Annotated in this window: 18 protein-coding genes; 2 read left to right on the top strand and 16 right to left on the bottom strand. The window is 38.6% G+C overall.

Features of this window, described 5'->3' with window-relative positions; all coding sequences use genetic code 11:
- Window positions 1-377: 377 nt before the first annotated feature.
- Window positions 378-764: a VOC family protein gene (locus tag FC81_RS08915; RefSeq protein ID WP_057745921.1), complete on the top strand. Its 387-nt coding sequence runs from the start codon at window positions 378-380 to the stop codon at window positions 762-764.
- A 123-nt stretch (window positions 765-887) separates the two neighbouring features.
- Here FC81_RS08915 and FC81_RS08910 read toward each other — a convergent pair whose 3' ends face one another.
- The 9 genes from FC81_RS08910 to FC81_RS08870 all read right to left on the bottom strand — a co-directional run bounded on the left by FC81_RS08910 (window position 888) and on the right by FC81_RS08870 (window position 13,806).
- On the bottom strand, window positions 888-1,379 hold the full coding sequence (locus tag FC81_RS08910; RefSeq protein WP_057745918.1) for a QueT transporter family protein: 492 nt from the start codon (window positions 1,377-1,379) through the stop codon (window positions 888-890).
- 190 nt (window positions 1,380-1,569) lie between these two features.
- Window positions 1,570-1,986: a GtrA family protein gene (locus tag FC81_RS08905; protein ID WP_235804672.1), complete on the bottom strand. Its 417-nt coding sequence runs from the start codon at window positions 1,984-1,986 to the stop codon at window positions 1,570-1,572.
- On the bottom strand, window positions 1,976-2,941 hold the full coding sequence (locus tag FC81_RS08900; RefSeq protein WP_057745915.1) for a glycosyltransferase family 2 protein: 966 nt from the start codon (window positions 2,939-2,941) through the stop codon (window positions 1,976-1,978). Before FC81_RS08900 ends, FC81_RS08905 begins: the two co-directional genes overlap by 11 nt.
- Window positions 2,942-3,123: 182 nt before the next feature.
- The gene (locus tag FC81_RS08895) at window positions 3,124-4,116 is read right to left on the bottom strand and encodes an aldo/keto reductase (RefSeq protein ID WP_057745913.1); all 993 of its coding nucleotides are present in this window, start codon (window positions 4,114-4,116) and stop codon (window positions 3,124-3,126) included.
- Window positions 4,117-4,158: 42 nt separating this feature from the next.
- The gene (locus FC81_RS08890; protein ID WP_057745910.1) at window positions 4,159-4,974 is read right to left on the bottom strand and encodes a Cof-type HAD-IIB family hydrolase; all 816 of its coding nucleotides are present in this window, start codon (window positions 4,972-4,974) and stop codon (window positions 4,159-4,161) included.
- Window positions 4,975-5,019: 45 nt separating this feature from the next.
- Window positions 5,020-5,742: a TerC family protein gene (locus tag FC81_RS08885; protein WP_057745907.1), complete on the bottom strand. Its 723-nt coding sequence runs from the start codon at window positions 5,740-5,742 to the stop codon at window positions 5,020-5,022.
- Between the two features lie 204 nt (window positions 5,743-5,946).
- Window positions 5,947-6,360, bottom strand: coding sequence for a helix-turn-helix domain-containing protein (locus FC81_RS08880; RefSeq protein ID WP_057745905.1), 414 nt, complete (start codon window positions 6,358-6,360; stop codon window positions 5,947-5,949).
- Window positions 6,361-6,467: 107 nt separating this feature from the next.
- Window positions 6,468-10,229, bottom strand: coding sequence for a helicase-exonuclease AddAB subunit AddA (gene addA / locus FC81_RS08875; RefSeq protein WP_057745902.1), 3,762 nt, complete (start codon window positions 10,227-10,229; stop codon window positions 6,468-6,470).
- Window positions 10,213-13,806, bottom strand: coding sequence for a PD-(D/E)XK nuclease family protein (locus FC81_RS08870; RefSeq protein ID WP_057745901.1), 3,594 nt, complete (start codon window positions 13,804-13,806; stop codon window positions 10,213-10,215). Before FC81_RS08870 ends, addA begins: the two co-directional genes overlap by 17 nt.
- 182 nt (window positions 13,807-13,988) lie before the next feature.
- On the opposite strand from FC81_RS08870, the gene aroD reads away from it, so the two are divergent.
- Window positions 13,989-14,750, top strand: a complete 762-nt coding sequence (gene aroD, locus FC81_RS08865) for a type I 3-dehydroquinate dehydratase (protein ID WP_057745898.1) — start codon at window positions 13,989-13,991, stop codon at window positions 14,748-14,750.
- Window positions 14,751-14,926: 176 nt separating this feature from the next.
- Here aroD and FC81_RS08860 read toward each other — a convergent pair whose 3' ends face one another.
- The 7 genes from FC81_RS08860 to FC81_RS08830 all read right to left on the bottom strand — a co-directional run bounded on the left by FC81_RS08860 (window position 14,927) and on the right by FC81_RS08830 (window position 22,777).
- On the bottom strand, window positions 14,927-16,243 hold the full coding sequence (locus FC81_RS08860; RefSeq protein ID WP_057745895.1) for a C1 family peptidase: 1,317 nt from the start codon (window positions 16,241-16,243) through the stop codon (window positions 14,927-14,929).
- Between the two features lie 77 nt (window positions 16,244-16,320).
- Complete coding sequence (locus tag FC81_RS08855; RefSeq protein WP_057745893.1) at window positions 16,321-16,974, bottom strand: carbonic anhydrase family protein; 654 nt, start codon at window positions 16,972-16,974, stop codon at window positions 16,321-16,323.
- A gap of 151 nt (window positions 16,975-17,125) precedes the next feature.
- Window positions 17,126-18,100: a ribose-phosphate diphosphokinase gene (locus FC81_RS08850; protein ID WP_057745890.1), complete on the bottom strand. Its 975-nt coding sequence runs from the start codon at window positions 18,098-18,100 to the stop codon at window positions 17,126-17,128.
- Window positions 18,101-18,245: 145 nt separating this feature from the next.
- On the bottom strand, window positions 18,246-19,493 hold the full coding sequence (locus FC81_RS08845; RefSeq protein ID WP_162254832.1) for a glutamate-5-semialdehyde dehydrogenase: 1,248 nt from the start codon (window positions 19,491-19,493) through the stop codon (window positions 18,246-18,248).
- Between the two features lie 10 nt (window positions 19,494-19,503).
- Entirely contained in the window at window positions 19,504-20,310 is an 807-nt protein-coding gene (gene proB, locus FC81_RS08840; protein ID WP_057745887.1) for a glutamate 5-kinase, read from the bottom strand.
- A gap of 89 nt (window positions 20,311-20,399) precedes the next feature.
- Window positions 20,400-21,743, bottom strand: coding sequence for a hemolysin family protein (locus tag FC81_RS08835; RefSeq protein ID WP_057745884.1), 1,344 nt, complete (start codon window positions 21,741-21,743; stop codon window positions 20,400-20,402).
- Between the two features lie 215 nt (window positions 21,744-21,958).
- Window positions 21,959-22,777, bottom strand: coding sequence for a MetQ/NlpA family ABC transporter substrate-binding protein (locus FC81_RS08830; protein WP_057745882.1), 819 nt, complete (start codon window positions 22,775-22,777; stop codon window positions 21,959-21,961).
- Window positions 22,778-22,808: the final 31 nt, after the last annotated feature.

Here is a 22,808-nt window from a genome sequence, read left to right as displayed (position 1 = left end):
TGTAGTCATAACCCCTGACTACTTCGCAATCTCCCTTAGTGCTCGTAACTTCCCGGCTTCTTTTATTCCTGTTACTTCTCTTAACGTGCTCTAGAAGCCAATTTACTCCACCTAAGTTAGCTTACTTGTAGTCATAACCCCTGACTACTTCGTAATCTCCCTTAGTGCTCGTAACTTCCCGGCTTCTTTTATCCCTGTTACTTCTCTTAACGTGCTCTAGAAGCTAATTTACTCCACCTAAGTTAGCTTACTTGTAGTCATAACCCTTGACTACTTCGTAATCTCCCTTAGTGCTCGTAACTTCCCGGCTTCTATCGCACTTAGTTTGTCTAACATGGTATAATACTTCTGTTTGTTTACAAAGGAGCTGAATATATTTGAATATTAAACGAATCGATCACATCGTATTAACTGTTACTGATATCCCACGAGCCCTACGTTTCTATCATGAAGTCTTTGATATGCCTATCCTTAGGGACGAACATTCTACTGACAGAAGCTGTGTTCGCTGCGGACACCAACTGATTGAATTTTGTCTTACAACCGAAAAGAGATCCTTGATGCCAACCAATCCCACTGCCGGGTCAACTGATCTCTGTATCATTGCCGGTGACGCGATGGATCAAATTGTTAACCACTTAGCTAGTTACTATATCCCCGTATTGGCTGGGCCACTCAAAACAACTGGTTCAGAAGGACCAATGACTTCAATCTTCATTAATGATTACGATCACAACTTAATTGAGATTTCAAGCTACAAATAGAATTAGTCATAAAAATGGCGCACCTCTTTATCTGAAATACAGGTAAAGGGATGCGCTGTTATTATTATCTTTTTTATTTTACTTTAAAAACCAAACTTTCAAGTTGCGTAACTATTCAACCTTCTACTCAGTTAGGTCGATCCGGTGGCTAATAATCCAAAATACGATGGCACCAATTACCATTGAAATAAATTCACCGATCGCCACCGTTAAATAAGTTGCCCAAAATGGGATGTGACTTACAAAGAACAGTTCTAAAGCCACACTCCATGTCAAGACCGTACATGAAATTACGCTGATTACTAACTTACCTGGAACAGACTTAGTGTACCGACTTAATAAATAACTAACTCCTGTCATCATCAACGTACCTAATGAACCGAAAATAACATCGACTGCTCCAAGGCTTGACCATAAATTGGCAATTAAGCATCCCAACGTTAGTGCCCAGATATAACGCTTATTAAAGACCGCTAAGTTATTCAGAGCTTCTGCTAAACGCAGCTGAACTGGACCAAAGCTCCAAGGTATTAGTGCAACAGTAATCACAACATAAAGAGCTGCTACTAAGCTTGCCTTAAGCAGGCCAACTGTCTTCGCGTGTGTAGTTTCCATCTTAAAAACTTCTTTCTAGTTTTTTTATTTGGTGGGATTTTTGCGAACCACCATTTTACTCTAAGGTGCTAAAAACATGTGCTACAAGCTACTAAATGTAAGTGCCAACTCAGAATCCTGAACATAGTCACTGGTTGCTCAAAAAATGATAAGAATCTCCAAACAGAAGTTAACTTTATAACTCAGCTTTCTATTCTTTTTTGAAAGCCCAAAAGCGCTGGCCTAAATAGTTGAGCCCCACAAATAAAATCGTCCCTGCTAACATCGCACTATTTTCCTGGATCTTCATTGGGAAGCCACTAAATAAGGCTTTCATAACCGGTTGAGCGATTCCATATGCAATCAGATAGCACAAGGTAATATTAATAATAAACCGAATGATAATTCGCTTGTCTTTCGATTTATTTTGAAAGGTAAAATATTTATTCAAAAAATAACTTAAAATACTCCCAAAGATATAGTTAGACGCTGAGGAAACCCAATAGTTAAAATGAAATAAGTTATAAAAGATAAACATTATTGCCATTCCAAAAACGGTATTTGCAATTCCAACTACAATGAATTTAAGCATTGTAACATCAAAAAGGCGCTTTAGTCTATCGATCATCGTTCTGATATGTCCTTTCACTGATAATATAACGTGGACGGGCTTTCGTTTCTAGATATATTTTTCCAATATATTCACCGATGATTCCCAAACAAATCAGCTGAACCCCGCCAATAAAAGTTAACAATGCACACGTACTTGCCCAGCCGCTGACAGTTTCCCCCATCAAGAAACGGACAACCACCCAGATCAAAATAATAAAGCTAAGCAGCGAAACTGAACTTCCAATTGTTGTAATAATTCGAATCGGTTTAATACTTAAACTGGTAATACCATTAAAGGCTAACCCCAGCATTTTACTCAGAGGGTAATGGCTTTTCCCAGCTAAACGCTCATGCCGCTTATAGTAGACAGATGTACTCTTAAATCCTACAAGCGGAATCATTCCTCGTAAAAATAAATTAACCTCTTTAAATCTAGCAAGTTCACGTAATACACGTTCAGATATTAAACGATAATCAGCATGATTATAGACAACCTCTGCCCCCATCATATTTAGCAATTTATAGTAGGATTCTGCCGTAAAGCGTTTGAAGAAAGTATCTGTCTCCCTTGAGCTCCGCACTCCGTAGACAACTTCATTCCCTGCGGCATATTCTGCAACCATCTCATCCATTGCATTAATATCATCTTGTCCGTCACAATCAATTGAAATAGTTATATCAAACTTGCCAATCGATTCCATCAAACCAGCTAAAACCGCATTCTGATGTCCACGATTTCGACTCTGCCTGATTCCGCTAAAATGTTCATTCTCATTAGCCAGCTGTTTGATCAGTTGCCATGTCCCATCCGTGCTGCCATCATCTACAAATAGGATTTTACTTTCTAAAGCAATCATTTTCTTCTCAGATAACGCTAGTATTTTATCTAGGAATTGAGGTGCAGTTACAGGCAAAACCTCTTGTTCATTAAAGCAAGGTATTACTATGCATAACCTAGGCTCTTTTTTCATTTCGATCCTCCAAACTATTTCACTAAGACCATCCTTTGTATTCTAGCATTTACCTGTAATTTTGTAAATTTATCCCTAACTTTTTATGTGTTCACAAAAAAAGAATGGTTCATCTAACGAGATCCATTCCCCTAGGATAAAGCTTACTAGGCCTTCTGCTTTAAACATTTAATATTTTATTACTATCCTGTCACAATATCATTGATCCGTTGCAATTCAGCTGCTGAAAAACTCAGATTATCAGCTGCCGCTAAATCAGTCGTCAGATGATCCAAACTCGTTGTTCCAATAATAACACTTGCAACAGTCTCATCCCGCAGCAACCATGCCAAAGCCATCTGTGATAATGTTTGTTTTCGTTCCTGTGCTAACTCATTTAATTTACGCAACTTATATAAAACCTGCTCTTTACCCGCCGCGAATACAGCTTGACTTGTATGATGAATCTTAAAGGTTACTGAGATCTCCTTAAGATACCGTTCACTCAGAAGTCCTTCAGCCAGTGGTCCATATGCAACAAGACCTTTTTCTTCCTGCTTCATTGCAGCCAGTAAGCCACTCTTTTCGACATCTTGATTCAACATATTATATGAAACTTGGTTAACGGTAAATGGTGTCCCCATTTTTTTAAATAACTGGCTGATCGCCTTTGTCTGCTGAACATCAAAGTTTGATATTCCGATATACAGTGCTTTTCCTTGTCGAACAACATTATCTAAGGCAGTAGCTGTCTCTGCTAGATCGGTCTGCGGATCAAAGCGGTGTGCATAATAGATATCGACATAATCTGTTTTTAATCTCTGTAAACTTTGATCGATCGACTGCATAATCGTCTTTCGTGATAAAAAATGACCGTACGGCCCAGGAATGGTCCGATAACCAACCTTAGTCGTAATGACCAGTTCATCCCGATACGGTTTTAGCTCATCTTGCAAGATGTCACCCAGTAGTTTTTCAGCCGTTCCGATTTCGGGCGTGCCGTAATGATCTGCACAATCAAAGCTAAAGACTCCTCTATTAAAAGCACTTAAAATAACTTTTTTTCTATCATAATAGGCAGCTGAACTATCAAAGCGCTGCCATAATCCCAAAGAAATAAGCGGCAAACGCAACCCTGTTTTCCCGACTCGCCTATATGGTAAATCATTATATCTTTTTTCTGCTGGAATAAACATCTTATCGATCCTTTCATTATTGATTTTTCCGCTAAAAAACTATTATAAGATAAACTTCTCGATTACTTCCGCAACCGCACTGTGGTTGTTATCTCGCTTCGTAATATAATTTGCATGTTCTTTAACAAAATCCTTACCGTTGCTGACGCAGACTCCTAAACCAGCTTTTTGGATCATTGGTAAATCATTGCTATTATCACCAATCGCAATAATCTCTGCAGGCTTGATCCCTAACTGTTCCCCTAGTTGCAGGGTTGCTCTCCCCTTATCAGCTGCGGGATCGTTAAACTCAATATAACGATCTGAAGAAAAAGTAATATTTAAATTATCATTGATATTTTCTGTAACAAATTCGCGTAATTCACGGCGTTCCTTAGCTGCGGGAACAAAAAAGAGTATTTTGACCAATTCTTTTCCACGCAACTTTTCAATATTATCCTCTTCCAAATCGACCCAACCATTGATCCGACCGCTTAAATAAGCAATCTCATTTTGATTCATATTCCAAATATAAAGCTCATGCAATGAATAAACATGAATACAGTAGTTATGTTCCACTCCCAGTTTAAATAACTGCGCAATTGTTTCAAAAGACATTGGATTGACTTTCAAAAAACGGTTATCTTTGTTCTCAACAATTGCTCCACCATTAAATGAGATAACGTATTCATTTTTCTTTTGGAACAATCCGAGTTCGCGCAGATTTTTCTGCACCGTCAGATAATTCCGTCCTGTATTAGGAACAAAGTAAATACCCTTTGCTGCCGCAGTCTGAATAAGCTTAATGTTCTCTGGCGTAATCTTCTTATCATCTGTTAATAGTGTTTCATCTAAATCACAAGTTACCATCTTATACATGTACGTTGACCACCTTATCGCTAGACTTTCTCTTCTCTCGAATGTTTAATGTCGAATGCGGTTCACGATGATTGTTACTAAAATGGACAGAAAAACGATGATTGCAAAAAGAGCTGCTGGAATTTCAATATCAATTGCTGGGATCGATAGAAAGAGTTTAACTGCAATTAAAGCAATCAATCCATAAGCCATGACCTCTAATTCAGGAACGATCTCCATTAGTTTAATGATGAATTCTGCAATTCCACGCATACATAATATTCCGACCATCCCGCCTAGTAAAACAATGACTGGATTACTTGAAATCGCGAGGGAGGCAAGAACCGAATCGATTGAGAAAACAATATCCATCATTTCAATTGAAATAACAACCGACCAAAACAGTGGTAATAGTCTTTTTTTAGGTTTGCCTTCTTTTATAGGCGCGGGGTGGAAGATACGGTAAAAATGATTGATTGATAGATACAAAAGATATCCTGCCCCAAGAACCTTGATCTCCCAAAAATTAATCAAATATGTTCCCAAACCAATAATCAGGAAGCGAAAGATATAAGCACCCCAAAGTCCATAGAATAAAGATTTCTCTTGTTCTTTTTTCGTTGGGAGTGCCTTTGTTTGTGCTGCTAAGACGATCGCGTTGTCAACTGAAAGCAGACATTCAATTAAAACCAGGGAAAAGATGATCATCCAATCACTGCCAGACTCAACCACCGTTTTCCAATTTTCAATATCAAAAAAGGGTCCGTATAACTTCGAAATAATACCCAAAAAAATAGCTCCTTCCACTCCAATTAATTAGTTCAGTTAATTCTACCATAGGAACATTACAGATAAAACAACTTAACATCTTATAGTAGTATCTGGATCAAAATTTAAATTTTGACCTCATCTTTTGGCAGAGCCGCAGTAATGCATTCCATAAATCAAAATCTTTTCCAACTGCTAATTCTACTTAGTTTTAGTGAGCTTATTTTAACGTAATGGCAAGGTTACTTCACTTTCATCTTCACCGTTATCGGGAACCTCCAAAGGATATTTTCCCCGCAGATAACTCTTGATCAAGCCATAAACAGCTTCACGTTCATTCCCAGTCAAAATATGACCTTCCATTGAAAGTTCCGTGTTCATTGCAAAAAGATCAGATAGATCCCGAACAGCATACTTATTACCTACTAAGAAGTCAAGTGTTACCCTAAAGAAACGCGCTAATTTCAATACTTCAAGGTACGAAGGCGTATTAATTCCTCTCTCCCAACTTCCGATCTGTGGTCCTGAATTAGGACGTTCAGTTAAATTATCACCATCTATTTTATTTAATTCAGCAGCTAATTCTGCTAAGGTCAAGTGACGCCCCTTTCGCAGCGCCTTTAGACGTTCTGGAAACATTTATTCCACCCCTTTTTACCTTTTCTCTCCCACTAATTTGTCAAGTGCTTTCTTTGCTCATTTTTTTAAATTAGATAACTGGAATAAAAACACCCTTATCCTAAACTCTACACCTCAACTTGCTCACTTGTCTCTAAAAGATACAAATATTTATGTGTTACTTTCCGTCCAAGAATATTTTCTAATGCAAGCGCATATAAATTTAGCTGACCTTTATAGCGCTCCACGATTTTTTGCTTAGCTTGTTCATCACCAGCTAATAAAAAATCTGTTTTATAATCGAAGAGTTCAACTTCAGTACCATTTACAAAATAACCATCAATAATACCGTGAATAAGAACATCTTGTTTTTTATCGTTAATCCCCTCAAATAAATCTGCAGCTGGCAATAAAAGTGAAAAAGGAGCTTCTCTGCTAACTTTTTCAGGTGCTGCCAAGATTTTCTGCCCCAGCTCACTTGTGAAGAACCTAAGGATTTTATCTGTATCTACTGCTTTTGTTAACTCTGGGGTTAAAACCTTTTCGCTAGTTAAGTTAGCTAATAATTCTTGCAAACTCGCTAAAGTCGGCGGTTTATCCAACGGTAGTTCTTGTAAAACTAAATGTGTAGCCGTCCCAATTTGAGCACCAGTTAATTGTTGCTTTTTTTCGATAAAGCTCGGTAATGTAACCTCTTTTTTTACGTACCGTCTCGCCTTAGCTGTTGTCTTTATTTCAAGGTTCGGTTCTAAAAAGGACATTTCTTCTTGATCTGGATCATTAAACAGACGCTTAATTTCAGAAACTGCTTGATATGCCGTTGTTTGTGTCAATAATACTTCTGGATATCGATATTCCAAAATATGTCGTGCCTGGCTCATCTCTCTTATAGTTGTTTCATCATAGATCTGGGGTTTTGTTGTTAGTTTTTGCAACCATTTAGCATCATCAGTCTGTTCAAGTGGGGCTTCTGCTTTAAGTGCTGCCTGATCATAAAATGTAACATTCAACTTAGCTGTATTCATTTCTAGCTGCTTTACCAGCTGAGTATTATCCAGTCCCAGGAGTGTGCAAAAATCCTGCCGTCGAATAAGGCACATCCCGATCCAATCCATAAAGTTTTTTGTTTCTTGCCGTAAGCGCCCGTTCAAAATAAGTGTCTTACTTTGAAATGCACGCTTCCATTTTTCAATAAGCGTTTGTCGCTCGGTACATGCTCCTACAATATACAAGTATTGTTCAGCCCGCGTTAAGGCAACATACAAAAGTCTCATTTGCTCAGCAGCCATCTTTTTTTGTCCATTATCACGTGCAATCAATTTCGGCAGTGTCTCAACCTTAACTCGTGTCTCTGGATTCATCCAGGTAAAGCCCACACCTTCATATTCATCCAAAATATAGTCGCTAATCAACGCCTGTTCATTGAATCGATGAGTTGCATCCATCAAAAAGACCACTGGAAATTCCAAACCTTTACTGCCATGGATCGTCATTACTTGCACAGCATCTTCAGTCGTTTGAGCATTTGCCTCCGTTAAATCACGATTATGCTGTTGCATCTTATCAATAAACCGTAAAAATTGGAAAAGTCCCTTAAAACTAGTTTGTTCATATGCACTAGCACGCTCATATAAAGCATGTAAATTCGCTTGCCGCTGTGCTCCGCCAGGCATCCCACCAACATAGTCCAAAAAGCCGGTTTCATCATATATTTGCCAAATAAGTGCTGCCAACTCATTCTGACGTGCAAGTGTCCGGAAACGTTCTAACTGTTCTAAAAAATGCGCAATTTGTTCGTATAACTGCGTTGCAAATTTGCTTGCTTTTTGCGAAACAAAATGCCGATAAAAGTTTAAGACCGCCTGATAATAGTCACCTGTACGATCATTAATTCGTAAAAACGCTAACTGATTTTCTTTTAAACCGACTAACGGCGAACGCAAAACACTAACCAAAGGAATATCTTGGTATGGATTATCAATAATTTTCAAGAAAGACTGCATAATTTGAATCTCAATTGTTTGAAAATAGTTTTGAGCATCTTTTACAAAAACTGGGATTCCTAATTTCCTGAACTCTTCCGTAATAAGTAGGTTATTGTTCCGTGTAGGCACTAAAAGTACAATATCACGATATTGTATTGGATGTTCAGTCTGGCTTTTACGATCAAAAATCGTTACTTGTTGTGCAAGTAGTTTTTTGATCTTCTGCCCAGTCATAATAACCTGCCCTTGCGCCGCACTATCAACTGTAAAGCTTTCGTTATAAGGTTCATTTTCAGTTGCTTTTACCTGGCCTGATTTATTTTTTTCACCGGTCTCATATAAAAGTAACTCTGTCTGATGTGTTGTCTGTGGATAATATTTTGCACCAAAAACCAATTCTGCATTCTGATCATAATCCATTTCACCAACCTGAGTATCCATCAACTGCATAAAAATCAGATTAGTGAAGTCAGTAATATTTTGCATTGAGCGAAAATTTTCAGCTAAAATAATCCGCTGACCTTGCTCCGCCTCCGGTACTGCATAAGTATGATATTTTTCCAAGAATAGAGTTGGATCAGCTAATCTAAATCCATAGATTGATTGCTTAACATCTCCTACCATAAACATATTGCCAGGCTGCTTATGTGCAATAGTTGTTAAAATCGTCTCCTGTAATTGGTTCGTATCTTGATACTCATCAACCAGAATTTCCCGGTACTTACTCTGCAAGTTATCTAAAACCTGTTTTGATTCAGATGTTTCCCGGGTTAAGATTGCCAAAGTCAGATGTTCTAGATCATTAAAATCAAGGACATGTCGCTGCCGCTTTTCAGCTGTAAATGCCGCACTGAACTCAAGCACGACTTGGCTCAACTTTTCAACTAACGCCGCCGCATTTCGCAATACCTTAACCGTTTCGGTCGCAGTTAATGGAAAATAACGTTCCGCAAGGTCCGTCAAATCCTTTCTAGTTATGTCACGTAAGTGCATAATTTCTTCTTTAGCTTTTTTTTGTGAATCATCCAGTTTTCCCAAACGCGGTGCACGCTGCAATTTAAATGACTGGACCAACATTCTAATTGTATCCCAGTCTTTTTTCTGGTTGATGGCAGTTAAAAGGCCAGCAATACTTTCTCGATCCACTTGTAAAACTTGAACAAATTTATCCAAACCCGCTTTTTCAGCTGTCTCCTGAGCCATCCTTAATTCGTTATCTGCTTGCTCTGTTTGAGTTGCGATTAGCGGTAGTATCTGTTGAAGATAAAGCTTGCTCTCACTTAAATGTCCGTCTTGAACAAAATATTCAGTACCTAGTTGTTGCAACCAGTCTTGTGGATCAGGCTTAGCATTAGCAAAAGCAAATGTTTTAAGTACCAATTCTGTCAATCCATCATCACTACGGTCGTTAGAAAAATTTTGTACCAATTGTTCAAAAAGTGGGTCATTTTCACCATACAAGTGTTCACGTAGCTCCGCCCAGACATCTTCTAGTAGCAATTCACGTTCAGTATCGTCCGTTAGCAAACGAAATAGCGGGTCTAAATTAATAACATAATAGTACCGTTCGATCACACGCAAACAAAAAGCATGCAACGTACTGATACTAGCTGTCCCCAACTTAGTCAGCTGTTCAAGATACCACTTTTTTTGTTCCGGATTTCCTTGATTGATCTCCTGCCGTAAGGCTATCTGAACTCGTTCATGCATTTCTTTAGCTGCTGCTTCTGTAAAAGTTACAACTAAAAGTTCATCGATTCCAACACCTTGATGCAGATGTTCGATTACACGTTCAACCAGTACCCGTGTTTTACCTGAACCTGCCGACGCTGCCACAAGAATGTTTGTTCCCGTCTCGGTTATGGCCTTTTTCTGGGCTGGTGTATATTTAATTTGGTTCGTCATTTGCCTTGGCCCCTTTCTGCTTTTTTAGTGTTGCTAATATTTCAAGTGGTGACAACGGCTCTAGCCGATGATAATTATTTTCCGGCAGTAGCGCATCGAATTGAAAGATCGACTTAAATGGTGAGTACTGTAACGCAGAACGGCCATTAGGCCATAACGCGGGATTTAATGCATTCTCTCCGGCAAAAATCTTTGCAGCAGCCTGGCGAATAAGATCCTCATTGTGTTCCAACAACAAGAGCAACTCCTCATATGTTACTAATTGATGCTTGCGTGCCTTAAAAGAACCATCTTTATTACGCCTAAAAGGATACACAGATGATTCTCCATTACCTTTTTCATTCAGCTGGTGGTCTAATTCCTCCAACATCACTGGATCAGCTACCAATAATCCATCATATTTATTCTTTTTTAACAAGGCTTCCTCCAAAGGCTGCTTAGCAGCTTCTTTGAACTTGATTTTAGGATTATATAGGTGCATATATAATGCCCCTGCTGGTTGGATCGTTGCATGCGGAGCTCCTGTTGCAAGTAGATCCAGATTTTTCATTACTGCATTTAAGTAAGTCAACATCTGCAGTGCCAAACCATAATATGCATCTCCAAAGTCAAATATATGTGCACTAGACTTATAATCCACGATACCTAAATAATTCTTATCAGTAGTTTGCATATAATCGATACGATCAATTTTTCCGCGGACATTAACCTTTTTCCCATGCGGCAGTGCAAAGGTCAGCGGCCGTAGACCATCACGAGCACCCACATGTCCGAAAAGAACTTCTGTTTTTAACGGGCGCATCCCAGTTCGTTGTGCTTGCTGATGAATTGACCAGCCGATTTGACGAACAGTTGTCAGTAATTGGCGACTAAGATATTCCATTCTGTTAGAGCTGCTCAAAATTTGAAATTGTGGCAAAGCTTTAATCTGTACTAAAATACCATGCAGCAACTGATTAAGCTCTACTTGTGACGTTTCAGCAATTGTTTTTCCCGTTTTAGCAATAGCCTTCATCAGTGAGTCTAGTGCCAAATGGAAAAACTCACCTGTATTGGCCGCCGATAATTCGAAGACTGCACGCTCCTGCAAGTGTAACCCATATTTCAAAAAATAAGCATATTGATTAGCATAGAACTCTTCCATCTTGGAAACAGACGTATTAATCGTTTCACCATAGAGCTGCTCAATAATTTCTGGCCGTAGTTTCTCCGGAATATTCTTATACACTAAACTACCCAATAATTTATCTACCAAAGGCTTTAACTGTGAGTCTTTCCGCAATAGTTGATAAAGATGTTGCCACGAAGTTGGTAGTACAACTTTCCTCATATTTGCCTGCCGACTAATATTTAATAATTGGGTCAAAGTAGTCCGCTTATTCCCCACAAAATCGTTAATAATTTTAACTGGTTTGTCTGCTAGCGACGGCTCAGTTGTGATGAGCTTAACTTCTAACCCAAAATGCCGCTGAATATGTTCCAAATACCTTGAAGGCTTGATTCCAACTTGACCATCACTGCTAGCAGGATATGACAAGTAAAGCCTTTCACTACCGCTCATAAAAGCTAAATAATTAAGATACACTTCAGCTGACATTTGGTGTTCAGCCGTCTCAGTCAAATACTGGTCTTCTTGTAAAAATGGTTCTATTTTCCGACGATCATCATCCGACAAGAGGCTCTTTTGGGTTATATTATCCGGCATAACAGAATCAGTTGAACCAATCATAAAGGCAATTTTACGGTCGTTCATCTGAACCATTCCTGATTCTGAAACGATTACTTGATCAAGTGTCGATGGGACCTGACTATAACTAGCTCCTTCAAAGCCGCTCTGTAAAAGTTCTAAAAAATTCCCACTGTCAAATTTGAATTTGCCAAGTGTAAGTACATACTCATCTAGCAGCTGGCAAAAAGTATCCCATGTCTGTTCGGGACGCGCAGCTGCTTCGATATCACCTTTTTCTAAAGCTGCTTCTCGCCAACTCAATAGTCGTTGCGGTACTCCCTGTGCGACTAAAAAGTTGGTCAAGAGCGTTGCAGCTTCAAGCCCATTAGTAGCGGCATCAAGTTGCTTAAAGAAGGGGGCTAGCTGTTCTTTAACAAAATGCCTGACTAAATTCACCTTAACCGTTTTAGCTTGTTCCTCATCTGTTAAGATTCCCGTATCTGCATCTGTAAAACGATAATATATCCAGTCTTCCTTCTGCAGCCATTTTTTTCCTTCGAAGCCATATTTAAGCACCAGATTTTCTGTTAAATCAAGACACTCTCTAAACTCCTCGATTTTAACAAGTTTTCCATCTACTTGTGGTAGCAAAAGTTCCGTCTTCAATAAACGCATCAGATCGTCATAGCGGTAATAGCGCTTCTTAACCGCAAAAAGCGCATTTAACAATTCCACTAGCGGATGTTCTGTCATTCTCTTTTGTAAGTCAATAAAAAGTGGGATATCAAATTGGTCAAAAACCGGTTGAATAATATTTTGGTACAAATCAAGGTGTCGGGTCATTACTAAGAAATCACGGTAATGATAGCCTGTAGCTGTTAGTTGCCGGATCCGAGTTGCAATTTCCCGGACCTCGACAAAGCGATTAGTAGCTTGAAGGATTTGGACACCTTCTTCATCTGGTAACGACTGCGGCTTCAATGGTGTCATCTTAGTCGTTTCGAGCCAGTAATCCTCCAGTGCAAGCAAAGATTTGTTATGTAACCGGATTTCATTTGCATATTTATCTACTAGAATAGGAACCTTGATTTTGCGCGCACGCTGGTATAGTTCAAAATACATTTTACCTGAGCGAAAAAAAAGATTATGTCTTTCTGGTAATTGAGCAGGATAAGGTTTATCTAGTGTTAATGCAATGCGAACATGATGTGCATACTGAATAAGTGTTTCAACAAGTCGCTGTTCCTCTGCTGTCAATTGTGAGAAACCCGCAATAAAAAAATAGCTGTGTTCTAAGTTTTGCTTTGCTAAGTAACGGCTCATTTCATCTAAAAGATCAGCACTCTCATTATATTTTCCAACTGTTTCCTGTTCAAATGCACGGTAAATAATCTGTAGATCATGTATCTTAGCCTGCAGATCAGCCCGTGACTCGCTCTGGCCTTCCAACGAAGTTATCATTGCTGTTAAATCGTCACTTGCTACACAGCCATTACGTAATTCAACCAATTGTTTAACTAACTGGCTAACAAAACCAATCTGGGTTTGTTCGCTTTTAAAGATCGTTAACTCGTCTTGATGCAGCTGCAAGATATTTTGAACAATCATATTTAGTCCAGCCTGTGAAAGACGGGGTATCTGATAAAAAGCTGTGTTCTTAAGAAAAAACCACGCTAAACGGGTAAATGAAAATACTTGTACATTTGTTGCTGCAAAAAGCTGCTTAGTTGGCTGTTCTAAAGTCCGCAGCATTTGTAAAGTCTTAACTTCAGATGCGAATTTAATATGATTAGGGACCAGATAAAAAAAGGTTCCGCGTGGATCCTTCTTTTTTAATTCTGCAATTTCTTTTACCAATTCTATTTGGTGATCCCGTGAAGCCTTACCCAAAACGAACCCTAAGCTCATACCATTTCCTCCTTACATATTTCTTCTAATTATTATTCTAACATCTAATCCTCTAGATAGGAGGCATAAACCCCATCCTCCTTGCTCAGTCACATTTGGTCTAGGTATAGGTAAAGATGGCTTTACTAGCCTTCTATTGTTACACTGAATAAAATATAGTATTGAAAGGGAGCTACTGCGGGATGCCAAAAAAACTACAAGTTAAACAAACTATTTTCACATCAGGCGAAACAAAAATTGCCGTTTCTCTGACTAGTTCAACCCAGATACAGCTTAGACAAGAAGCTCAGCAAGTAGTTACAGCCAAGCCAGATGTTGTCGAATGGCGAATTGATTTTTATACGAACGTATTAGATGAAGAAGAATATCTCATTACCCACCACCGGCTCAAGCAAATTTTAGGTGACGATATCATCCTCTTAACAACTTTCAGAACCCAACAAGAAGGCGGCGTTAGAAAGTTAACAGATAAACAATACTTCAAATTAGTTAACTGGATCATTCTAAACCATCTAACGGACATGCTTGATCTTGAACTCATGCGGTCCTCTCCAGAAATAACGCATACTATTTCACTTGCTCATCAGAAAGGAATCAAAGTTATCCTGAGTAAGCATGATTTTCAGCGGACACCAACGCAAACTGAAATTGTTGTCCGTCTTAAACAAATGGCTGCTCTTCAGGCTGACATTGCTAAAATCGCAGTTATGCCTCATAATGCCGACGATGTTTTAACCTTGCTAAACGCGACTCGGCAAGCTGATTTAGTAATATCCATTCCGCTGATTACAATGTCCATGGGTCAACTTGGCAAGATTTCCCGTCTCTCAGGACCACTTTTTGGCTCAGTCCTCTCATTTGCAGCTTTGGCTAAAACTTCTGCTCCTGGACAATTATCAGTTGCAGCTTTACGGCAAGCCTTGCATATACTTTCCTATAAGTAACATCTTTACTTAAATCGCTGCTGTGTTGTTCTAAAGAAAAATACCCCAAAACTATCAGACAGCTTCTGGTAATTTTAGGGTATTTTAATGGATTATTTAGCTTAATAATAACGTAAAGTTTCATAAAAACTTGAAGATTTACGAACCATCCTGCTACAGGTTGACATTCAGCTCTGTTAAGCCAATGAATCCCAAGGCTCTAACATTATTTTCTCTTTAGTCAGAAGTTGCCGCTGTTGGGCATCAAGATATTTCTTATTAACGATTACTTCATACACGTAGTCATCAAACCAAGCATCACTCATAATAAAATAACCTTTATCTCCATTTTTGTCACCCCAGCTATTTTCGACCTTCCATTTAGTTGGCTTGTTATCTACTAAATCAACGCCGACTAAGGTCATTGCATGAGAAACGCTTCCTTCACGCGTCCGCAACCGGTCAGCTTTGGATAGCCGCAAATCAATATTAAATAAAGCATCTTTTTTATAAAAGGCCGGATCAAGAATTCCTTGCTGCCGATCCATATCTTTTAAAACATCATTGCCAAACCAGACTGTTTCTCCATCCTTTAATTGGTCGATCGCTGCTTTTTTCAAAACTTGGATGTCCGTGTTTAAAAAAGTAATCTTTTGCCCTGTAAAAAGGTAATCCTGACTTGTAAGCCCAAAAACCTGGTTTAGTTCATGATCTGGTGCATTTGTTAAACAAACATAATCTTCCCATTCACGTGCAGCGTATTTCGCATAAAAAGCCTTGGGTGTTAAAGCACGGTCAAGGTGATATTTCTTTTGATCATCGCGATATTCAAAATCAAATTTAACTGGTGGTTCTCCAAATACGTAGACCAGCATTCGATAAATCTGACGTAAGTATTCTTTTTTCACTTTAATTATTTCAGTTGTAGTTGTTCCTTGGCTAACTAACTTCCGCAAAGCAAGACCATCTTTACGCAATTTTAAAATTAATGTCTCACTTATCTCAGCTGTTTTCTCACTATTATAAGTTTCCGGCATAACTGACTGTGGAACGACCCCATATTTAGCAATTAATGCCGCAGCATTAGCCCATTGACCACCATCACCATCAGGATCCGTAAAGAGCTTATCAACGTAACGATCTGAAAAGGGTAAATTTGCAGTTTCAATAACTGTTTCATAAAATTTGTTAGCTTTTTCAAGCCTATCATAAAATGAATTATAGTTTTGTGAAAACTGAAAATCTTTTACATGATACTCTTGGGTAAAATCATGACGCAATGTATTCAGAGCAGAAAAAAGCCAGCAACGGCCACTTTTCTTTTGATTAGTTACTGCACCTGTTTTTAAGTCTACCGAAAAGACTCTATTTAACTTTCTCTTAGCCGCATAATTCTCGCTTGTTGCGTTGATTCCATTTTTCTGAACTGCACGTGCAATAACATTGGCTGCCGGTACCCCATCTAATGCTGTTCTAAAAAAAGCTAAATCATCTTTAGTAATATCTCTTTCCATTTGGCTCTCTCCTCATCCTCGCATAATTATGCTGTTCAACTTACTATATCCTCATTTTAAACTATTTGCGTAAGTAATTAACAGGTTGTTTCGTACAAAAGAATTTTTCGTTCCTCATCTGCCTGTACTTCCCGGGCATTATTGTTAAAACGTTTCTTTAGAGCTGCTAACTGTTCTGGCGCGATTACTAACGGTCGTTGAAGAACCCACCATTCCACTCCACGACTTAGCGGCGGAGTGGTGAGCGAACCAAGATAATTGTATGCTGTTTTTAACTGTGTCTTAAGTAACTCCATCATTGATAGTTGGTATGTAAATTTTTGTTGTTGCTTTTCTTTTAAGTGAAAATCCTTGTAAAAAGGTTGTAATTGAGAATTATTTTCCCCTATTACAACAAAAACTGCCACCACTAAGTTCTGACCTAATTTATTTTGATGGACAAAATGCCATTCCATCGGGTAAGTTTTTCCATCCACAAGGTGCTCCGCTGGTATATGAAAATGTAGTTGCTGAAAAGCAAAATTACGTCCATTAGCTATTAGTGTTCCTTTTCCATTGAACTGCAGATTATTGCCTTGGCTTACAACACTTTCAAAACTATAATCTGTTAAAAATTTCAATGGTGTCTGTTTGGTTAATTTCTGTTCTGCCTGTTTTGTTTCAAGCGCGATTGGTGATTGTAAAGGAGATGCAATGAACTCCCACTTATTTTGTTGTTGATAATCTAACATATTCGAAGCCCTCTTTCTCTTGTGAGTCATCTTATATTATCAACAAACCATATTATTAATTCAAATTCTCTGCTCTCACTTTTTATAATTGACCATAAAAAAACAGCACTGTGCAAAATCACACAGAACTGTCTTTCAATTATATTCTTAATCAAACAGTATGTTTTTTATTAAAGAGTGAATCTACCGAACGATTATTGAAAATTAAATCAATTGCCTTCGCAAAAGTTGGTGCAACTGAAAGAATCTTTAACTTAGGAATCTTCTTGGTAGCGGGAACTTCAATTGTATCCGTTACTACAATTTCAGTATAATCAGAGTTCTGTAATTTCTCGACCGCACCCTTTGAAAAAATCGGATGAGTAGAACAGGCATAGACATCTGTCGCACCCGCGCTTTTCAAAGACCGCACAGCATCAATCATTTTTTCACCAGTATCAATTAAATCATCAAAAACAATACAACGGCGATTTTTAACGTCTCCAATGATTGTCAGATTTTCATCGCTACGGCTTAATCCCTCTTCACGCTTGTCAACGATTGCCAATGGTGCCTTCAATAGGGTTGCCAAATTCCGGGCAATCTTAACACCATTATGATCAGGGGCAACGATCACAACGTCATTAGTAATTCCCTTTTTCACAAAATACTCAGCCTGAACAAAAATTGCAAGTAAGTGGTCAACTGGAATATTGAAAAAGCCCTGTAACTGATCGGCATGCAGATCCATGGTTATAACACGGTCAGCTCCAACAAGTTCTAAGAAGTTGGCAATCAACTTAGCAGTAATCGGTTCACGTGCACGCGCTTTGCGATCTGCACGAGCATAACCATAATAAGGAATCACTAAATTAATCGTCCCTGCACTAGAACGGCGCAGTGCGTCAATCATAATCATTAACTCCATAAAATTTTCATTAACTGGATCAGAGATTGATTGAATAACGAAAACATCATCTCCACGAATGCTTTCATTAATGCTGATCTGAATCTCACCATCACTAAAATGATTAACTGATGCTTTGCTCAAAGGAACTCCAAGTTCTTGTGCAACTTCTTCTGCCAATTTTGGGTTAGAATTTAACGCGAATAATTTCAAAGATGCTTCTGCCTGTTTTGCGCTCATAACTGCCTCCAATTTAGAATGTCTTCATAAATATTATAATAAACTCTTTTCTAGAATACTATTACTTTATTCATTATCTTCATGTTTCTTATCTTTTTTCCAAAAACATCCTCAATTAGCTTACCATCACAACTCTCAATAATCACTATTTTCTAATCTGACCTTGACCACGAACGACATATTTAGTAGTCGTCAGTTCCTCCAGTCCCATCGGTCCACGAGCGTGCAGCTTTTGTGTTGAAATACCAATTTCAGCACCAAAACCGTACTCAAAACCGTCGGTAAAACGAGTTGAAGCATTGACATAAACAGCCGCAGCATCGATCTGATCAAGAAATTGCTGACTACGCTGGTAATCATTCGTTATAATTGTCTCAGAATGCTTAGTATTATACTTATTAATATGTGCTACTGCTTCTTCAAAAGAAGCGACTACTTTTATCGCTAAGATATAATCATTATATTCAGTTGACCAGTCTTCCACAGTTGCCGGTTTTACGACTGTCCCCAGGATTTTTTGCGTCGTATCATCCCCACGTAGCTCAACATGGTATGGTGCAAGTTTTGCAGCAATATAGGGTAAGTATTCTGCGGCAACATCCTGGTGGATCAGCAATTTTTCTATAGCGTTACAGACGGCTGGTCGTTGGCACTTAGCATTAACAATAATATCAGCTGCCATCTTTTTATCACTATTGCGGTCCACATAAACATGGCAGTTTCCCGCGCCTGTTTCAATTACAGGAACCTTAGCCTGATTAACAACAGCGTGGATAAGTCTAGCACTACCACGGGGAATCAAAACATCAAGGTACTCTGTCAATTCCATAAAACGAGCCGCTGTTTCATGTGATGTATCCTCAATAATTTGGATCGCATCAGCATTAACATCATTTGCAGCTAAAACACCACGTAACACAGCAGCTAACTGCAAGTTAGACTGCAAAGCTTCCTTGCCACCACGTAAAATAACGGCATTTCCTGACTTGAAACATAATGCGGCGGCATCAACTGTAACATTAGGCCGTGCTTCATAGATAATCCCAATAACCCCCAGTGGAACACGACGCTTCGCTATTCTTAGGCCGGCCGCGTTGACCCATGCTTTGTCTACTTGTCCAATTGGATCCTGCAATTGGGCGACCTGGCGCAATCCCGCCGCTGCTGCTTCAATTCTGTCCTTAGTCAAGGTCAGACGGTCAACAAAGTTGCGTGGTAGCTCGCTTGCCGCCGCTAAATCGCTTTGATTCGCCTCTAAAATCACAGTCGTCTTCTCAATCAAAGCTTGTGCCATTGCTTCTAAAAGTTTATTTTTTTGAACGGTTCCTAATTGTCCTAACTGACTAGCAGCTTTCTGTGCTCTTTTACCTAACTCAACTACAGTCGTCATTATCTGTGCTCCTTTATCTGTGAGCTTGGAATAAAGTTCCAAGCAGGTCCCCTTGCAATAACTTAAAAATAATTGATGGGTTTTCACCACTAGCCAAAATCATTGATTTATCAGCCCGCAGCATTTTTTGGGCAGCTTTCAGTTTAGTGATCATTCCACCAGTACCCAGCTTTGTCCCCTGCCCGCCAGCTTTTTCAAAGGTTTCCTCATCGATCTCTGTAATCCTTGATATCAAACTAGCATCAGTATACTTACGCGGGTTTTTGTCAAAGAAGCCTTCAATATCTGATAGCATAATCAAAAGTTCTGCATCAATCATAGTTGCCACGATTGCTGATAATTGATCGTTGTCGCCAAACTTCGTATGATGGTCCAACTCATCAACCGCCACCGTATCATTCTCATTTACAATTGGAATAATATTAAGACGCAGCAGATTCTCAAAGGTATTCAAAACATTTTGATGACTTGTTGGATAATCTACCACGTCATGGGTCAGTAAGATCTGTCCAATTTTTTGACCATAAATAGCAAAGCGCTGTTGATAGACCGTCATTAACTGTGTTTGTCCAACGGCCGCGATCGCTTGCTGTTGTGGGATTGAATCTGGTCGTTCACTCATCCCTAACATCCCTAAACCCACGCCGATTGCACCAGAAGACACAAGTACAACTTGTTTACCTTCATTAACTAGCCCACTGAGGGTATAGCATAATTGGTCGATTGCTTTTAAATTCAACTTACCATTTGCATGTGTCAGTGTGCTTGTTCCAACCTTAACGACAATTCTTCTAGCCACGAGTTGACGTTTTCCTATCATTTCTAACTTCCTCCATCGTAACTAATTCTAGATCAACTAAGTGTATTGTCTCAATAATACAGTGTCAAGCGATCCCTGTATACTTTAAACTATTTAGTAGTCTCTTCTACGTTTTCTTCCGTGTGTCGTGTTACTTCCAGCCAATCAATATAATTACGGTTAAACTCTGTTACTTTCAAATCAAACTGACCAATCGTAATAACATCACCATATTTAACCTTATAGTTCTCCAACAAATAACCAGCTATTGTAACACTTTCTGCTTCGTCAAAACTACGGTTTTTAACTCTGAAGAACCGTTCAAAATCATAAAGTGTGGTTTTTCCAGAAATACGATAAGCATGGTCTCCAGTTTTAATAATATATTCACTTGAAACATCATCAATCTCATCTTTTACAACCCCGAATAATTCTTCATAAATATCCTTATCGGTTACGATCCCGCTTGTACCACCGTATTCATCTAAGATCACTACAATTGGTGTCTGCTTTTTGATCATCTGTTGTAACAATCCCTGAATAGGCGTCACTTCAGGTGCAGTAATAATCGTTCGCAGTACTTTGCTGACTAAAACTGTTCCGTCGACCTGTGCCTGCCGAATCAAATCATAAACATAAACGTAGCCTAAAATTTTATCTTTATCATTATTAGCAACTACTGGAAAACGGCTAAAACCTTCTCGCAAATAATAGTTAACAACTGTTTTTACTGAGTCTGTGATATCAACAACTTCCAAGCTTGTTCGGTCAACCATGATATCCTTCGCAACTTTATCATTAAAATCAAACGCTCGTTGCATGTATAACAAGTCATTTTTATCTAGATTACCGCCAGTAACAGCGTTTCTAGATAGACGTAGAATTTCGGTCTGCGTCAAGATATCGTTGCTCTCATCTGCCGGCGGCAACCCGAAAAGTCGGATCACACCCATTGCCGAAACATTTAGCAACCAAACAAAAGGATAGAAAATAATATGAAAATAATGCAGCGGTGTTACTACTAACATCAACATTTTCATTGGCATATCGATACTTAAATTCTTAGGAATAATCTCGGTTAAAACAACCTCCAAGTATGTTAATAGCAAAACACCTAACACAGCTCCCACTGCATGTAGAGCACTGGTACTAATTGGTGTGACTTGTAAGACATCTACTATCAACAGCTCGATCGTTCCTTCTCCGATCCAACCTAAAATAATTCCAGAAAGGCTCACTCCCACCTGGGTCGTTGATAAATATTCATTCAGTTCTTGCACCATTTTAAGTGCTGTCCGTAACTTGCGTTTGTTGCCCTTACCCGCATCAAGTGCACTTTCTAGAGCACTTTTCCTTGTTTGGACTAATGCGAACTCAGCTGCTACAAAGAAAGCCGCAAAGTAAAAAACAATTAACATTATGATCAAATTGATTGCTAGCTGATCATTTGTCAAGAATAATTCCCCATTTCTCTTTACATCTACTATGGATATATCATATCATTTTTTTCAGTCAGATGTTGCTTGCTCATCGCGAACCAGCTGTTAGCAACGAAATTAATTAATGTTATCTCCGCTTCTAAAATAATTTACTTATGTACAATAACAGGAGCTGGCCCTTTAAGGTTCAGCTCCTGTTATTTAAATTACTTTTTTACTACCACTAAAAGCTATTTTACGGGTAAGACACCGCCCTTATACTTATCCTTGATCCAACTCTGAGTTGATTTAGATTGCAAGGCTTTCATCAACTTCTTAATAGCTGGCTTATTCTTATTGTCTTTCCTAACAGCCACAATATTAGCATACGGTGAAGAAGACTTTTCAAGTACGATTGCATCTTTGACTGGATTAAGTCCTGCCTGCACAGCGTAATTTGCATTAATAACAACTGCATCCCCTTCACTATTCTTATAGAACTGGGTCATAAGCTTTGCTTCATAAGTGTGCTTAAAGTGTAAGTTTTTCTTATTTGTTTTGATATCATCAAAAGTTGCGGTTGAAATTTTAGTTCCTTTTTTCAAGGTAATAAGTCCTGCGTCTTTGAAAATAGTCAAGACCCGACCGTAATCCGCTACATTACTGCTGACTAGCACTGTTGCACCATTTTTTAAGTCTTTAATATTTTTTACTTTCTTAGAGTACACACCAATTGGTTCCAAGTGAACCGCTCCGGCTGAAATAAGGCTGCCATTATTCTTTTTATTCCAGTTATCCAAAAACGGTATATGCTGGAAATAGTTGGCATCCAGTTCCTTATTAGCTAACGCCTTATTAGGCATAACGTAATCTTGGAAAACCTTTACTTTAAGGTTTACACCCTCTTTTTTCAACTGTGGTTGCACATGTTTTAAGATCTCAGCATGAGGTACTGAAGAAGCCCCAACTGTAATAGTTGTTTCTTTATTAGCTGAAGATGCTTTACCACATCCAACCAGTAACAATGCTGCTGCAGCTATGGCAAAAATTCCTGTTATTTTTTTATTCATTTAACTCACTCCTATATCCTTATCATTTTTT

This window comes from Liquorilactobacillus capillatus DSM 19910 (assembly GCF_001434915.1).
Lineage (GTDB): Bacteria > Bacillota > Bacilli > Lactobacillales > Lactobacillaceae > Liquorilactobacillus > Liquorilactobacillus capillatus.
The sequence above is the reverse complement of the archived record's forward strand: the minus strand, read 5'-3'. Positions and strand labels throughout refer to the sequence as shown.